At 46.0% G+C, this 16228-nt stretch carries 12 protein-coding genes and 15 tRNA genes; 9 read left to right on the forward strand and 18 right to left on the reverse strand.

Annotated elements, in window-relative coordinates; all coding sequences use genetic code 11:
- Positions 1-591 precede the first annotated feature (591 nt).
- The 16 genes from OCV24_RS12750 to orn all read right to left on the reverse strand — a co-directional run bounded on the left by OCV24_RS12750 (position 592) and on the right by orn (position 3383).
- A tRNA-Gly gene (locus OCV24_RS12750) sits at positions 592-667 on the reverse strand.
- Between the two features lie 58 nt (positions 668-725).
- Positions 726-802, reverse strand: a tRNA-Met gene (locus OCV24_RS12755).
- Between the two features lie 80 nt (positions 803-882).
- Positions 883-958, reverse strand: a tRNA-Gly gene (locus tag OCV24_RS12760).
- Between the two features lie 59 nt (positions 959-1017).
- A tRNA-Met gene (locus OCV24_RS12765) sits at positions 1018-1094 on the reverse strand.
- Between the two features lie 80 nt (positions 1095-1174).
- Positions 1175-1250 (reverse strand) — tRNA-Gly (locus tag OCV24_RS12770).
- Between the two features lie 58 nt (positions 1251-1308).
- Positions 1309-1385 (reverse strand) — tRNA-Met (locus OCV24_RS12775).
- Between the two features lie 67 nt (positions 1386-1452).
- Positions 1453-1528: transfer RNA gene (locus OCV24_RS12780), tRNA-Gly, on the reverse strand.
- A gap of 59 nt (positions 1529-1587) precedes the next feature.
- Positions 1588-1664, reverse strand: a tRNA-Met gene (locus tag OCV24_RS12785).
- An 87-nt stretch (positions 1665-1751) separates the two neighbouring features.
- A tRNA-Gly gene (locus OCV24_RS12790) sits at positions 1752-1827 on the reverse strand.
- A gap of 59 nt (positions 1828-1886) precedes the next feature.
- Positions 1887-1963: transfer RNA gene (locus OCV24_RS12795), tRNA-Met, on the reverse strand.
- Between the two features lie 67 nt (positions 1964-2030).
- Positions 2031-2106 (reverse strand) — tRNA-Gly (locus tag OCV24_RS12800).
- A gap of 59 nt (positions 2107-2165) precedes the next feature.
- Positions 2166-2242 (reverse strand) — tRNA-Met (locus OCV24_RS12805).
- A 61-nt stretch (positions 2243-2303) separates the two neighbouring features.
- Positions 2304-2379: transfer RNA gene (locus tag OCV24_RS12810), tRNA-Gly, on the reverse strand.
- Between the two features lie 59 nt (positions 2380-2438).
- Positions 2439-2515, reverse strand: a tRNA-Met gene (locus tag OCV24_RS12815).
- Positions 2516-2582: 67 nt separating this feature from the next.
- A tRNA-Gly gene (locus OCV24_RS12820) sits at positions 2583-2658 on the reverse strand.
- A gap of 179 nt (positions 2659-2837) precedes the next feature.
- On the reverse strand, positions 2838-3383 hold the full coding sequence (gene orn, locus OCV24_RS12825; protein WP_017055371.1) for an oligoribonuclease: 546 nt from the start codon (positions 3381-3383) through the stop codon (positions 2838-2840).
- A 150-nt stretch (positions 3384-3533) separates the two neighbouring features.
- On the opposite strand from orn, the gene rsgA reads away from it, so the two are divergent.
- From rsgA to OCV24_RS12850, 5 genes are all read left to right on the forward strand, one after another.
- Positions 3534-4589, forward strand: a complete 1056-nt coding sequence (gene rsgA / locus OCV24_RS12830; RefSeq protein ID WP_017055372.1) for a small ribosomal subunit biogenesis GTPase RsgA — start codon at positions 3534-3536, stop codon at positions 4587-4589.
- A 160-nt stretch (positions 4590-4749) separates the two neighbouring features.
- Positions 4750-5661: an archaetidylserine decarboxylase gene (asd, locus tag OCV24_RS12835; RefSeq protein ID WP_060467027.1), complete on the forward strand. Its 912-nt coding sequence runs from the start codon at positions 4750-4752 to the stop codon at positions 5659-5661.
- A 264-nt stretch (positions 5662-5925) separates the two neighbouring features.
- On the forward strand, positions 5926-7341 hold the full coding sequence (locus OCV24_RS12840) for an SLC13 family permease (RefSeq protein WP_150878990.1): 1416 nt from the start codon (positions 5926-5928) through the stop codon (positions 7339-7341).
- 259 nt (positions 7342-7600) lie between these two features.
- Positions 7601-9481 (forward strand): methyl-accepting chemotaxis protein, encoded by a 1881-nt coding sequence (locus OCV24_RS12845; protein WP_077679881.1) that lies wholly within the window; start codon positions 7601-7603, stop codon positions 9479-9481.
- Between the two features lie 149 nt (positions 9482-9630).
- Positions 9631-10518 (forward strand): DMT family transporter, encoded by an 888-nt coding sequence (locus OCV24_RS12850; RefSeq protein ID WP_046223497.1) that lies wholly within the window; start codon positions 9631-9633, stop codon positions 10516-10518.
- Positions 10519-10607: 89 nt separating this feature from the next.
- Here OCV24_RS12850 and epmA read toward each other — a convergent pair whose 3' ends face one another.
- Positions 10608-11579 (reverse strand): elongation factor P--(R)-beta-lysine ligase, encoded by a 972-nt coding sequence (gene epmA / locus OCV24_RS12855; protein WP_150878992.1) that lies wholly within the window; start codon positions 11577-11579, stop codon positions 10608-10610.
- 500 nt (positions 11580-12079) lie between these two features.
- Between epmA and frdA the strand changes: the two genes are divergently transcribed.
- Genes frdA through frdD form a run of 4 tightly spaced genes read left to right on the forward strand, consistent with a single transcriptional unit; the run spans position 12080 to position 15454 of the window.
- Entirely contained in the window at positions 12080-13900 is a 1821-nt protein-coding gene (gene frdA, locus OCV24_RS12860) for a fumarate reductase (quinol) flavoprotein subunit (RefSeq protein ID WP_046223495.1), read from the forward strand.
- Complete coding sequence (locus tag OCV24_RS12865; protein ID WP_017055379.1) at positions 13900-14679, forward strand: succinate dehydrogenase/fumarate reductase iron-sulfur subunit; 780 nt, start codon at positions 13900-13902, stop codon at positions 14677-14679. The genes frdA and OCV24_RS12865 overlap by 1 nt, the downstream gene beginning before the upstream one ends.
- 1 nt (position 14680) lies before the next feature.
- Complete coding sequence (gene frdC, locus OCV24_RS12870) at positions 14681-15064, forward strand: fumarate reductase subunit FrdC (protein WP_017055380.1); 384 nt, start codon at positions 14681-14683, stop codon at positions 15062-15064.
- A 12-nt stretch (positions 15065-15076) separates the two neighbouring features.
- Positions 15077-15454 (forward strand): fumarate reductase subunit FrdD, encoded by a 378-nt coding sequence (frdD, locus tag OCV24_RS12875; protein ID WP_017055381.1) that lies wholly within the window; start codon positions 15077-15079, stop codon positions 15452-15454.
- Between the two features lie 180 nt (positions 15455-15634).
- Here the strand turns inward: frdD and efp are convergent, their stop codons facing one another.
- Positions 15635-16201: an elongation factor P gene (gene efp, locus OCV24_RS12880; RefSeq protein WP_060467020.1), complete on the reverse strand. Its 567-nt coding sequence runs from the start codon at positions 16199-16201 to the stop codon at positions 15635-15637.
- Positions 16202-16228: the final 27 nt, after the last annotated feature.

Here is a 16228-nt window from a genome sequence, read left to right on the forward strand (position 1 = left end):
ACAAACAAACTCATATCAATAGTCCAATATTCGACACAACTCGTTGCACATAATTTTCGAACAATGTTTGACCTTGTTCTCAATTTAACAATGTGGAAAAAATTCAGATCTCTCGTAAACATCCGACACCTACACAAAGTTAAACACAGTACCGATAAATGATTAAGATCAAAAAACAACAAATTAACGATCTTTTATAAATTCAAACAAACACTAGAAAAGCCATATAAAACAATAGCTTAATAGATATTCAATTTAAGCATTGTCTTAAAAACAAGAAAGATCTTTTTGATATATATAAAGAATCAAGCCTGAAATAACTTTATCAACCAAGTTATCCACATGGAAGAATTTGTGGATAAGTCTGTTTATAGATATAAAAAACCTCAAGTAGCTGCTTCAGAGACCTGATGTTTACTAGCATTCCAGTTGCTAAGGAAAATTTAAGACAAAAAAATATCCACCGTGATGGAGGATTATTTGCTTTTTTGGGGAATTATGCTTCGCAGCATTAAAGAAAGAGCGTGACCTTCAAGGTCGCCTTTAAACGCAGTGGTTCAAAGAATATTATTAGCTTTTTTAGAAGAAAGCTGGAGCGATACATCGGGTTCGAACCGATGACCTCAACCTTGGCAAGGTTGCGCTCTACCAACTGAGCTAGTATCGCATGAGTTAACCGTTAATCTATTCGCTAACAAGCGTTAAATCAACGTCTAACTGTAATGTGGTTGCGGGAGCCGGATTTGAACCGACGACCTTCGGGTTATGAGCCCGACGAGCTACCAAACTGCTCCATCCCGCGTCCGGATGCATCATTTAAGTTGATGACTCTTGTCTCTAACCGAGAGGCTTTAAGAGTGTTACGTCTTAAAAGCATAAAGCTGGAGCGATACATCGGGTTCGAACCGATGACCTCAACCTTGGCAAGGTTGCGCTCTACCAACTGAGCTAGTATCGCATAAGCTAGCCGTTAATCTTGTCTGCTTACAAGCAGAAAATCAACATCTAACTGTAATGTGGTTGCGGGAGCCGGATTTGAACCAACGACCTTCGGGTTATGAGCCCGACGAGCTACCAAACTGCTCCATCCCGCGTCCGGATGCATCATTTAAGTTGATGACTCTTGTCTCTAACCGAGAGGCTTTAAGAGTGTTACGTCTTAAAAGCATAAAGCTGGAGCGATACATCGGGTTCGAACCGATGACCTCAACCTTGGCAAGGTTGCGCTCTACCAACTGAGCTAGTATCGCATGAGTTAACCGTTAATCTATTCGCTAACAAGCGTTAAATCAACGTCTAACTGTAATGTGGTTGCGGGAGCCGGATTTGAACCGACGACCTTCGGGTTATGAGCCCGACGAGCTACCAAACTGCTCCATCCCGCGTCCGGATGCATTGTTAAGTACAATGGAACTTGACCATCTTCTTCAGTGCAAAGCACAAGAGAGAATTTGGAGCGATACATCGGGTTCGAACCGATGACCTCAACCTTGGCAAGGTTGCGCTCTACCAACTGAGCTAGTATCGCATAAGCTAACCGTTAATATTGTCTGCTTACAAGCAGCAAATCAACGTCTAACTGTAATGTGGTTGCGGGAGCCGGATTTGAACCAACGACCTTCGGGTTATGAGCCCGACGAGCTACCAAACTGCTCCATCCCGCGTCCGGATGCATTGTTTAAGACAATGAGACTAAACCATTTTCATTCTGAGCAAAGCTCTAAGAATACTACTTCTTGTTCGAATAAAAGTGGAGCGATACATCGGGTTCGAACCGATGACCTCAACCTTGGCAAGGTTGCGCTCTACCAACTGAGCTAGTATCGCATAAGCTAACCGTTAATCTTGTCTGCTTACAAGCAGCAAATCAACGTCTAACTGTAATGTGGTTGCGGGAGCCGGATTTGAACCAACGACCTTCGGGTTATGAGCCCGACGAGCTACCAAACTGCTCCATCCCGCGTCCGGATGCATTGTTAAGTACAATGAAACTTGACCATCTTCTTCAGTGCAAAGCACAAGAGAGAATTTGGAGCGATACATCGGGTTCGAACCGATGACCTCAACCTTGGCAAGGTTGCGCTCTACCAACTGAGCTAGTATCGCATAAGTTAACCGTTAATATTGTCTGCTTACAAGCAGCAAATCAACGTTCAACTGTAATGTGGTTGCGGGAGCCGGATTTGAACCGACGACCTTCGGGTTATGAGCCCGACGAGCTACCAAACTGCTCCATCCCGCGTCCGGATGCATCATTTAAGTTGATGACTCTATATTTCCAATATCAATTCTTAGAAAGAAATTGGAGCGATACATCGGGTTCGAACCGATGACCTCAACCTTGGCAAGGTTGCGCTCTACCAACTGAGCTAGTATCGCATAAGTTAACCGTTAATCTTGTCTGCTAACAAGCAGCAAATCAACGTCTAACTGTAATGTGGTTGCGGGAGCCGGATTTGAACCGACGACCTTCGGGTTATGAGCCCGACGAGCTACCAAACTGCTCCATCCCGCGTCCGGATGCATTGTTAAGTACAATGGAACTTGACCATCTTCTTCAGTGCAAAGCACAAGAGAGAATTTGGAGCGATACATCGGGTTCGAACCGATGACCTCAACCTTGGCAAGGTTGCGCTCTACCAACTGAGCTAGTATCGCAATCTGAAACGTCTTTCGTCGTTTAGGGCTGCGAATTATAAGAGCATTTTTTTGTGATGCAAGTCCTTAATGCAAAATTACGCAAGTTTTTACTCAACTGCTGTAAAAGCACACAGATTTTCAAAAAAATCAGCTCTTAGGTCCCTGAAAAGTTAGATAAACGTGATCGTTTGATCTGATTAGATATTAATAATCGTTTTTCGATAGTACTGCAACTCAGCGATCGACTCACGAATATCATCTAATGCCAGGTGACTTCCCGACTTAGAAAACCCATCTAACACTTCAGGCTTCCAACGACGAGCAAGTTCTTTCAAGGTACTGACATCAACATAGCGGTAGTGGAAGTACTCTTCCAATTCAGGCATGTGCTTGTATAGGAAACGGCGATCTTGGCCAATGCTGTTGCCACAAATCGGTGACTTACCTTTTGGTACCCACTTCTCAAGAAATTCAATCGTTTGTTGGATTGCATCTTGTTCTGAAACCGTACTTTCTTGAATTCGCTTCACTAGGCCGCTGCCAGTATGAGTCGTTGTGCACCACTCGTCCATCTTGTCCAATTCACTCTGAGGTTGGTGAATAGCCAAAACAGGTCCTTCAGCCAGGATGTTAAGCTCACTATCAGTAACGATAGTCGCAATTTCAATGATTTTATGAGTTTCAGGATCAAGTCCTGTCATCTCTAGATCAACCCAAATAAGGTTCTGATCGCTAAAGGACATAAGGCGTCGCCTATTTGTTTATGTGTAAAAGAGGTACTATACCCAAATAACTATACTCAAACTAGCTTTAGGGCCATCGAAATCATATGGCACCAGCAACACCTTGTTTGAGTCCCCAATCATCAAGTTAGATGTGTTAAGTGAAAAATTGTGGCTAAAAAAAAGAAATTGACCAAAGGTCAAGTACGTCGTGTACGTAGCAACCAGAACAAGCGACTCAAGAAAGAAGATTCTATCCAGTGGGATGAAAACATGCTTGGCGGTACAAAGAGTGGATTAGTTATTACACGCTTTGGTCAGCATGCTGATATCGAAGATCTTGAAACTAACGAAGTTCATCGTTGTAACTTACGCCGTAGTATTGAGACTTTAGTTTCTGGTGACCGAGTTATCTGGCGCGCAGGCTTAGAATCAATGGCCGGAATTTCTGGCGTTGTGGAAGCGGTTGAACCGAGAACTTCAATGCTGACTCGCCCTGATTACTACGATGGCCTAAAGCCGGTTGCTGCCAACGTTGACCAAATGGTTATTGTTTCAGCCGTGCTACCGGAGCTTTCACTTAATATCATTGACCGCTATTTGATTGCTTCAGAAACGGTAAACATTGCCCCGCTTGTGGTTCTCAATAAGGTCGACTTACTCACTGAACAGCAAATTACGGAATACCGTGAAACACTGACAATATATGAGAAAATTGGCTATAAAGTGATGTTTGTAAGTAAAGAGTCTGGCTACGGCATCAAAGAATTGGAAGCCGAACTCAAAGATCGCATCAACATCTTTGTTGGCCAATCGGGTGTGGGTAAATCCAGCTTAGTTAATGCGCTAATGCCAACTCTAGACATTGAAGAAGGCGAAGTCTCTGAGAACTCAGGTCTTGGTCAGCATACCACCACGGCAGCTCGTTTATACCACTTCCCTTCTGGCGGCGACCTAATCGACTCTCCAGGCGTACGTGAATTCGGCCTATGGCACTTAGAACCGGATGAGATCACTGACGCTTTCATTGAATTCAAGCCATACTTAGGCGGTTGTAAGTTCCGTGACTGCAAACACAATGACGACCCTGGATGTATTCTGCGTGAAGCCGTTGAAGATGGCAGAATTAGTCGCTTACGTTTCGCTAGTTACCATCGCATTATTGAAACAATGGCTGACAACAAAGATAACCGTCAGTACTCGCGAAGTAAGAAAGCAGATCTCTAACCGCACTCTGGTGAACAAGCATGTGCTTTTACTGACGATGACAGTGATTACTGACAATGGCCGCAATTTTAAGTAACATCTCGCGCCCTAAACCGTCATAACCTCGTTTGCACTAAAAGCGATTAGCATTAAAAATAAACAGCATTGGAAAATGAATACAATGGATAAGATTAAAGTTGGATTGCAGTACTGGATTCCACAACATGGACTGACTCGACTAGTCGGTAAATTAGCGTCGGCTAAAGCGGGCGGCTTAACGACAGCAGTTATCAACTGGTTCATCAAACAATACAAAGTGAACATGGATGAAGCGCTGCATAGCGATCCAAAACACTTTAAAACATTCAATGAATTCTTCGTACGTGAATTAAAAGAAGACATGCGCCCTATTGCCGAAGGTGACTCTGTTATTGTTCACCCTGCCGACGCTTGCGTCAGCCAATTTGGCCCCATTACTGACGGTCAACTGATTCAAGCTAAAGGCCACAACTACTCAGCGCGCGAGCTATTGGGTGGCGATGCAGCGCTGGCGGATGAATTTAAAGACGGTGAATTCGCAACGCTTTACCTATCACCAAGTGATTACCACCGCGTGCACATGCCATGCGACGGTACATTGCGCCAGATGATCTACGTTCCAGGTGATCTTTTCTCAGTAAATCCGCTAACAGCAGAGAACGTTCCAAATCTATTCGCACGTAACGAGCGTGTGGTTTGTATCTTTGATACCGAGTTTGGCCCAATGGCACAAGTGCTTGTTGGTGCGACCATTGTCGGCAGCATCGAGCAAGTATGGGCTGGCACCATCACACCACCTCGCGGTAACTCTGTCTACAAATGGGATTACCCAGCACAAGGTGACACATCCGTCATCTTGAAGAAAGGCGAAGAGATGGGTCGCTTTAAGCTTGGTTCAACGGTCATCAACCTATTTGCTAAAGACGCCATCAAGTTTGACGAAACGATGCAGAATGGCGTGAAAACCGTTCTGGGCACACCTTTCGCGCACATTGCGGGTCAGGAAGTAGAGGCTGAAACGGCTGATTCAACTGAGAACACAGACCAAGCCTAACCTTCTGCATTGACATGTAAATTAAATACAAGTTAACTGCTCAATCTTTTAAAGGCGCGTTATTTCTAGTCAATAACGCGCCTTTTTCATTGCTGTAGATCCTGCTCGTAACAAACCTAGAACTCCCCCGTAAAAGTTTGACCAAAAACAAAACAGTCGTTGAAATCTTGAACAACTTTTCGTTTTTACAACCCACCTCCAAGTACAAAAAAAACAGATAACTTATTCTATTTGAAGATATTTTATTAATAGGGTCTTTGTGTCATGCCTAAACTCAATGTTGGCGTCTTGGTCAAGCTGTTGATTTGTTTTGCGATTCCCTTAGGCGTGTTACTCATGCCGATCGATTCAATCCCAATCGATGACCTCACTCTCATTCAGCATCGCTTGCTGGCAATATTCCTGTTAGCGGCACTACTTTGGGTTCTGGAACCGGTGCCAGTATTTGCCACTTCGATTTTGATCATTGCACTAGAATTAGTGATGATATCCGACAAAGGCCTACACTTATTTAGAAACCCACCATCAGGGCACGATCTCGGTGATTTAATCAAATATACCGACATATTCGGTGCATTTTCATCGCCTATCATTATTCTCTTTATGGGTGGTTTTGCGCTTGCAATCTCTGCCTCAAAATACGAATTAGATAACAACCTAGCTCGGGTTTTACTCAAGCCCTTCGGTACAGAACCGCGCTTCATTATGCTCGGCTTGATGCTGATTACTGCTGTGTTCTCGATGTTTATGTCGAATACGGCAACCACCGTAATGATGCTTGCTCTATTAGGCCCAATTGTGGCTTCTGCGCCTAAAGGCGACATGGGGATTAAAGCGCTCGTGTTGTGTATCCCAATCGCCGCCAACACCGGTGGTATCGCCACTCCAATCGGTACACCGCCCAACGCAATAGCATTGCAGTATTTAACTGGCGAAAACAGTATCGACTTCCTCAGTTGGATGATAATGGGCTTACCCTTTGTCATTATCCAACTCACCATTGCTTGGTTCCTTCTTCAGAAACTCTTTCCTTCCAAGCAGAAGAACATGGTACTCAAGCTCAATGGGCAGTTTCAAAAGAGTTGGCGAGCCATCGTAGTTTACATCACCTTTGCTGCGACAATTGTGCTGTGGATGACCACCAAGCTACATGGCATGAACACCTACGTCGTGTCTATTATTCCATTGGCCGTATTTACACTCACTGGCATCATGGGCAAAGATGAACTCAAGCTAATTAACTGGGATGTGTTGTGGTTGGTAGCCGGTGGTATCGCTATCGGTATCGGGCTTGATAAAACTGGCTTAGCAGCAGCATTGGCACACGCGATTGATTATGAATCGCTCTCACCTGCAGCTGTGGTACTGACATTGTCTATCGTGTGTTGGTTAATGGCCAACTTCATGTCGAACACCGCGACGGCCAACTTACTGATGCCTATTGCCGCTGCGATCGGCGCATCGATGGAAAGCTTAGTTGCGATTGGTGGCCTACAAGGCTTGCTGGTTGTGGTCGCTTTCTCAGCATCACTGGGGATGATTCTTCCAGTATCGACACCACCAAACTCATTGGCCTACTCCACTGGGCTTATCGAAAGTAAAGACATGGCGAAGATGGGGGTCATCTTAGGGGTCATCGGCTTGCTGCTCGTCTACCTCGCGCTATTTATTATCACCTAGCGCGTTAACTTCTTATCACCGCCCTCCAGATAGCCATCGTTATTTCGTATCTGGAGGGCTTATCAAGTTCTAATCGATAGATAATTGTGATTTCACTTCACTGTTTATTAAAAAAATCACAATTATTTTTAAATTTTTGATTTTAAACACATTTATAACGCTTCATATAACGACACTATACACGTACCAGTAACACATCATTGCAATATCAAGTACGTCACTTTAATTCGCGTTTTGTCTAAAAAGGGAGGAATAGACCTTGAGACATACTATTAAATTTAAAATTCAGATCGCAATCGCGGTTATTATCGCCGTCGTAAGTGGCGCTCAAGCTTGGATATCAGTGAATCAGCTTAATCAAGAGACTGAAATTGCGATCAACCAAGAAATGAAAAATGTGAGTGTCGGCACCACGAATTACATTGCCGATTGGCTCTCCATTCGCAGTGATATGATGCTGGCCAATGAAGCTACTGTTTCCAACAGTAATAACTCTGACCGCGAGTTGTTAATCACCAAACAAGCCGGACAATTCCTGTCTGTTTATGCAGGATTCAGCGACGGCACTATTGCTTATGGCGACAAAGGGGAAGATTGGCCAGCAGGCTACGATCCTCGCACTCGCCCTTGGTATCAAGATGCCAACGCAACGTCCGATCTCATCATTACCGAACCCTATCAAGATTTCGATGGCAGCATCGTCATCAGTTTTGCTAAAGCATTCAACGGTGAAAAACAGGGTGTCCTTGCGGCAGATTTAACCGTCACTAGCATCATTGATACGGTGCTTAATGTAAAACTCGAGAACGATGGCTTTGCGTTTTTAGTCGATGGCAACAACAATATCGTTGCGTACAGTGATGAAGCGCTCAGCCAAAAACCCTTGACCAGTTTGAACCCAGAGTTAACAGCAAACCGAGTTTCGCAACTGATTAAAAACCAAATGATCACCACGCTTACTTGGCCAGGCCAAGGGGATAAAATGGTCTACATTGCTAACGTTCCAAATACCAACTGGTCACTCGGCATTGTTATCGATAAAGCCATGGCATTTTCTGCGGTATCCGATGCCATTCAATTTATCACGCTGACTTCTTTCATTTTGTACATCGTCATTTCAATTGCGAGCACCATCGTCATCAACCGCTTACTCTACCCATTGCAAACATTGTCTGAAGCGCTGACCCAACTCGCTCAAGGCAGAGGCGATCTCACTCAGCGAATTGACATCAAACGCATGGACGAAATTGGCAAACTTGCCGAGCTCGTCAACCAGTTCTTAAGCCAAATGCAAAGCATGCTTAAGGGGGTCATTGAGCACAGCCACGATTTAAACAATCATTCAGAAAAAGCCAATCAACTGGCGACCCAATCTTCAATTCGCGTTGAAAATCAACAAAATGACATCACCCAGATTGCGACCGCGATTCATGAAATGTCGGCCACCGCCGCAGAAGTGGCCAGCCATGCTGAACTAACCGCATCCGCTTCTCAAGCGTCAGCTACCGCTTGTAATGAAGGCCAAGAGGTTATTCAGCAAAACCGTGATGCCATTACTGGCTTGGCAACGCAAGTTGAAGACGCCGCCAATGTTATTCGTGAATTGGAGAGCAACGCTCAGAGCATCAACCAGATCCTATCGACCATTCAAGGCATTGCCGAGCAAACCAACCTGCTGGCATTGAATGCCGCCATTGAAGCCGCCCGTGCGGGTGAACAAGGCCGTGGGTTTGCCGTTGTGGCCGATGAAGTTCGCGTGCTAAGTCAAAGAACGCATGGCTCAACGGAAGAGATCCGCGAGATGATTGATACGCTGCAGAAGAATACCGAACATGCCGTTGACAGCATGACCACCAGCACTCAGTTGGCGGAAAATAGTGTTGGATTCGCAGAGCAAGCCCATGGCAGCCTCACTAAAATCACCCAAGCGATCACTGAAATCAACGACATGGCGCTACAAATTGCCAGTGCCGCAGAAGAACAGCGCGCCGTAAGCGAAGACATAAGCCGCAATACACAAGGGATCAAAGATGCCTCTGACGATCTTGCACAGCAAGCAGAAAGCAGTCGCAATAGCTCAAACGAAATGAGCCATGCTGCACAGTCGATGCGCCAAGATGTGGAGCGCTTTAAAGTGTAAAGCGTAATTGATCACATCAAGCTAAGCCGAACCAAGCTAGGCCGAACTGTAAACGTTCATGGTTCTTTTATTAAGAATCACTTTGTTCTCCGTTCGGTTTGATGCATATTGATGAGCTAATTTATCCCAGACACAAGGATGTTAATGACATGGGATTTGAATGGTTAGCTCTAGCGGCCGCTTTTCTCTGGGCGATTGCGAGCTTAATGTCAGTAAAACCGGCTCAACATTTAGGTTCTTTCGCCTATAGCCGCTGGCGCATGGGTTGCACTGCGGTCATCTTATCGAGCATGGCTTGGTTTACCGGTGGCTGGGCAAGTGTCGAGGCCGACCTAGTGACACCTATGATGCTTTCTGGCCTGATTGGTATCTTCATTGGCGATACCGCCCTATTTGCCTGCCTGAACCGAATGGGGCCACGCCAAGCTGGCTTGCTGTTCTCGTGCCACGCCGTATTCTCCGCCATTCTTGGTTACTTCCTGTTTAGTGAAAGCATGACTTCGATGGAGCTGATTGGCTCGGCGTTGGTGTTTAGTGGTGTATTAACTGCCATCTTCTTTGGTCGACGAGGTCAATCCCAAAACCAACTTGAAACCATTAAGGGCACTGTGTGGGTTGGCGTCGCTCTAGGTATTACCGCCGCGATTTGCCAAGCGCTGGGTGGCATCATTGCAAAACCCATCATGCAAACTGAGATTGACCCAGTTGCCGCTTCAGCGATTCGAATGATCACCGCCTTTATTGCTCACTCACTATTTCGCTTAACCGGAGCCAAGCATTCGCGAGCACTGAATCCGATGAATGGACAAATATTCGCCATCACCGCGGTTAACGGTTTTTTAGCAATGGCGCTGGGAATGACACTGATCTTGTATGCACTGCAGGAAGGTAATGTTGGCATGGTCGCTCTACTGTCATCAACCACCCCCATCATGTTGTTACCGATACTGTGGCTTTACAGCAAACGGAGGCCGAATGCTTACGCTTGGATCGGCGCCATTGTTGCCGTACTTGGTACTGGTATCCTGGTTAGCTAGTGGCTCAGGAACCCTAGTCAGCTAGTGAAGCGAATTCGAAGCTGAGAGTTAATAGCGAATGACGATTAACTCTCAGTAAAAACCGAAAGCTAAGAACGCGGGAAAGGGAAAGCGGTCACATCATCGATATGGTCATAACCCAAAGCCAGCATGATTAGCCTGTCGATACCTAACGCCACACCCGCACAATCGGGTAAGCCCGCTGTTAATGCCTCAATCAAGTGATAATCAATCGGTTGAGGCACTAAACCCATCTCGATACGTTTGGCATTGTCATCTTCAAAACGTTGCAGTTGTTCTTGTGGTTTGTCTAACTCATGGAAGCCATTGGCTAACTCGATGCCTTTGAAATACACCTCAAAGCGATCCGCCACTCGTGAATCATCAGGGTTGATCTTAGCTAACGCTGCTTGCGATGCCGGGAAATCATAAACAAACGCAGGCACTGTTTGACCAATCTCTTCTTCAACACCCACGCTGAACAGCAATTGCAGTAAGGTATCGCGATCTCCTTCAGGGTCCGCAATATCACTAAGACCCAGTTTCGCTGCGGCTTGCTTTAAAGTCGCCATCGAGTCTTCCAGCGGACACACACCGAGCACATCAATAAAGGCTTGCTGGTAGGTCATTCGATCGGCTGTGCCCGACTTGAGGATTTGCTGCAACAGCAGGTCCATTTCGTCCATCAAATCGTGGTGATCAAACCCCACTCGATACCACTCCAGCATCGTAAATTCAGGGTTGTGGTAACGGCCGTTCTCTTCATTACGAAAAGACTTACAAATTTGGTAAATACAGCCACTGCCCGCCGCTAACAGTCGTTTCATATGAAACTCTGGGCTTGTCATAAAGAACAGTGGCTGACCCTGCGCATAACCTGGCCCTACGAACTCTGTTTTAAAAGTATGTAAATGCACATCCGTCACCGTGGCGTGGCTCATCGCAGGCGTATCCACCTCCATCACATCTCGCTCTGCAAAAAATTGACGGATTTGATTAAGGATATCAGCACGTTGCTTTAACTGCTTAATAGTGGCGGCTGGTTGCCATGTGGAGTGCATTATCGAGTTCCATATTACTGAATGATAGGCAACGAAAATTACCACTTTTCGCCTCTTTTGTAAGCTTCTATCTTTGCCTTATCAAACCAGCACCTTGTTTTGATGAAGCAAGAAAATCACGTACTACAACACATTTATCGATGTTGGCACGATGAGAATATTGATAACGAAAACCATACTCAACAAGCTGTTAACACACGCCTTGTAGGAGGAACGCTATCAATAGTTCATTGCCGTGATTGCAGTCACATAACCTATAAATTCTATGCTTCCATATGCATTACCGACCTAAAAACCCAAATACATCAACTTTTCAAAGACCATCCTCTCTTACACTGAACCTACCACTTAAGGCTTAGGGGTGATAAACGGTTGATGCCGTTTACGTGCTATCGATTAGTAAGTGCTACCAATTAGTAAGAGCTACCAATTAGTCAGTACGATCAATAAGCTTTTTATAATAACAAGCGGAATACTCCGCATCACACTGGAGAATAACTGTGAAGACAATTACCACAGATATCGCAGTCATCGGCGCAGGCGGCGCTGGTCTTCGTACAGCGATTGCTGCGGCTGAAGCTAATCCTGAATTGGAAGTAGCACTGATTTCTAAAGTTTACCCAATGCGTTCGCACACGGTGGCAGCAGAAGGCGGTTCAGCAGCAGTAATTAAAGACGAAGATAGCCTAGATAACCACTTCAACGATACGGTTGGCGGTGGCGACTGGCTATGTGAACAGGATGTTGTTGAATACTTTGTTGAAAACTCGACTCGCGAAATGATCCAAATGGAGCAATGGGGCTGCCCATGGAGTCGTAAAGAAAACGGGGAAGTAAACGTGCGCCGATTCGGCGGTATGAAGGTAGAGAGAACGTGGTTCGCGGCGGATAAAACCGGCTTCCATATGCTTCATACTCTGTTCCAGACTTCGATGAAGTACGACACAATCAAACGATTTGATGAGTACTTTGTGGTGGATTTGATCGTAGAGGAAGGCGAAATTCAAGGCCTAATCGCGATTCATATGTCTGAAGGTGAGCTTGTTACCATCAAAGCGAAATCCGTTGTTCTTGCAACCGGTGGCGCAGGTCGTGTTTACCACTGCAATACCAACGGCGGCATCGTAACGGGCGACGGTATGGCAATGGCTTATCGCCACGGTGTGCCACTGCGTGATATGGAGTTCGTTCAATACCACCCAACAGGCCTACCTGGCACTGGCATCTTGATGACCGAAGGTTGCCGTGGTGAAGGCGGTATCATCGTCAACAAGAACGGCTACCGTTACCTGCAAGATTACGGCATGGGCCCTGAAACTCCAGTGGGCGAGCCGAAAAACAAATACATGGAACTGGGTCCTCGTGACAAAGTTTCTCAAGCATTCTGGCACGAGCAGCAGAAAGGCAACACCATCAAGCACCCACTTGGTGATGTGGTACACCTTGACCTTCGCCACCTTGGTGAAGAGTACCTACAAGAACGCCTACCGTTTATCTGTGAGCTAGCAAAAGCGTACGTCAACGTTGATCCTGCAAAAGAGCCAATCCCTATTCGCCCGACGGTTCACTACACCATGGGTGGTATTGAAACCAACGGCACTTGTGAAACTCGCATCAAAGGCCTATTCGCCGTGGGTGAATGTGCGTCAGTTGGCCTACACGGTGCAAACCGCCTAGGTTCTAACTCTCTGGCTGAGTTCGTGGTATTTGGCCGCGTTGCCGGTGAACACGCCGTGAAACGCGCTGCAGAATTCAAAGGTTGGAATGAAGAATCTATCGCTAAACAGGTGAAAGCGGTTGAAGATCGCATCGCTGGTATCTTGAATCAAGAAGGCGATGAGAACTGGGCTGATATCCGTACTGAAATGGGTCACACCATGGAAGCGGGTTGTGGTATCTACCGTCAAGAAGACTTGATGCAAGAAACCATCGACAAAATCACTGAACTGAAAGCGCGCTACAAGAAGATCAGCATTAAAGACAAAGGCAAAGTGTTCAACACCGACCTACTTTACGCTATCGAAGTGGGTTACGGCCTTGAAGTGGCAGAAGCGATGGTTCACTCAGCGATTCTTCGTAAAGAGTCTCGTGGTGCACACCAGCGTTTAGATGACAACTGCACTGAGCGTGACGACGTGAACTTCCTCAAACACACGCTTTCTTTCTACCAAGAAGACTCAGCACCAACCATCGACTACAGCGATGTGAAGATTACTAAGTCTCAACCGAAAGCGCGTTTGTACGGTGAAGCCGCAGAGAAAGCCGCAGCAGCAGAAAAAGCCGCTGAGGCAAACGACAAGCGTGAAGAGGAGCAAGCATAATGTCAGCGAACCGTATCCAAAAAGTAAACATCCTGCGCTACGATCCAGAGAAAGATGCAGAACCTCATATGCAGACTTTCGAAGTGCCTTTTGATGACACTATGTCAGTACTTGATGCGATTGGTTACATCAAAGACTACCAAGATAAAGACCTCTCTTACCGCTGGTCTTGTCGTATGGCGATCTGTGGCTCTTGCGGCATCATGGTTGATGGTGTGCCTAAACTCGCGTGTAAGAGCTTCTTACGTGACTACCCGAACGGCCTAACGATCGAACCACTTGCGAACTTCCCAATCGAGAAAGATTTGATTGTCGACATGACGCCGTTTATCGAGCGCCTTGAAGCGATCAAACCTTACATCATTGGTAACGATCGTAAGCCTGAAGACGGCACTAACATTCAAACGCCAGAACAAATGGCGAAATACAAACAGTTCGCTGGTTGTATCAACTGTGGTCTTTGTTACGCAGCGTGTCCTCAGTTTGGTCTAAACCCTGAGTTCATCGGCCCTGCGGCACTGACTCTTGCTCACCGTTACAACCTCGATAGCCGTGACAATGGTAAAGCTGAACGTATGCAGCTTATCAACGGTGAAAACGGCGCTTGGGGCTGTACGTTCGTCGGCTACTGCTCTGAAGTGTGTCCGAAGAAAGTAGACCCAGCAGCAGCGGTAAACCAAGGCAAAGTTGAGTCTTCAATGGACTTCGTTATCTCGATGTTCAAACCAGACGGCACTTCAGTTAGCAAGAACCAAGTAAAAACAACAGAGGAGGCATAAGATGAGCAATCGTAAGCCTTATGTTCGTGAGATGAAGAGAACGTGGTGGAGCAACCATCCGTTCTACCGCTTCTACATGCTACGCGAAGCAACTGTACTGCCTTTGATTCTGTTCACTCTGTTCCTAACCTTTGGTTTAGGTGCGCTAGTGAAAGGCCCTGAAGCGTGGGCAGGTTGGTTGAGCTTTATGGCGAACCCTATCGTTGTCGGTATTAATATCGTGGCACTGCTAGGTAGCTTGATGCACGCTCAAACCTTCTTCAGCATGATGCCTCAAGTAATGCCGATCCGCCTGAAAGGTAAATTGGTGGACAAAAGAATCATCGTACTGACTCAGTGGGCAGCGGTGGCTTTTATTTCTTTAATCGTTCTTGTTGTGGTGTAAGGAGCTTTCGTTATGAACACAAACTACAAAGTAAATCGTGCTCCTAAACGTTCTGACGAGCCAATCTGGTGGGGCTTATTCGGCGCTGGCGGTACGTGGTTCGCGATGATCACACCCATCACGATCTTAGTGCTTGGTATCTTAGTGCCAATGGGCATTATTGACGCTAACGCGATGAGCTACGAACGTGTCTCTGAATTTGCCACCAGCATTATCGGTGCGCTATTCATCATCGGCACGTTAGCACTGCCAATGTGGCACGCCATGCACCGTCTTCATCACGGTATGCACGACCTTAAGTTCCACGTCGGCGTTGCGGGTAAAGTGGGTTGCTACTTCTTCGCAGGCCTAATTAGCGCATTGTCTGTTATTTTCATTTTTATGATTTAAAAGCAGATTCGGGATTCGAGTAAACGAGCCTCGAAGCTCTAAAACTAAAAGCAGAACAAGATTATCTTGTTCTGCTTTTTTGCTATTGGTTACATCTCATATCTCTCTGGCTCGGTTCTCCCCGATCTCCAGATACAAAAAAGGCCGCCTAAGCGACCTTTTTCAGATACTTGAAGTCAATTACTTCACACGACCAACGTATTCGCCAGTACGAGTATCAACTTTAACAACTTCACCGATTGCGATGAATAGAGGTACGCGAACTACCGCGCCAGTTGCTAGAGTTGCAGGCTTACCGCCAGTACCTTGTGTGTCGCCTTTCAGGCCAGGATCGGTTTCAGTTACTGCGATCTCAACAAAGTTTGGTGGAGTTACTGTGATAGGGTTATCATTCCACAACGTTAGAGTACAAACGTCATTTTCAACTAACCATTTTGCTGTTTCGCCCACTGCTTTTGCATCAGCCGCGATTTGCTCGAATGTTTCGTTGTTCATGAAGTGGTAGAATTCGCCGTCGCTGTATAGGTAGCCTAGTTCAACGTCGATAACGTCGGCTAGTTCTACGGTATCGCCTGACTTAAATGTTTTCTCTAACACTTTGCCTGACAGCAGTTTACGAAGTTTTACACGGTTAAACGCTTGGCCTTTACCCGGCTTAACGTATTCATTTTCGATAATTGAGCAAGGCTCGTTATCCATCATGAATTTTAAACCGCCTTTGAATTCATTGGTGCTTACTGACGCCATGATTTCCTCTTACACATCTTTGAGTTG

The sequence above is a fragment of the Vibrio kanaloae genome (assembly GCF_024347535.1).
Classification (GTDB): Bacteria; Pseudomonadota; Gammaproteobacteria; order Enterobacterales; family Vibrionaceae; genus Vibrio; species Vibrio kanaloae.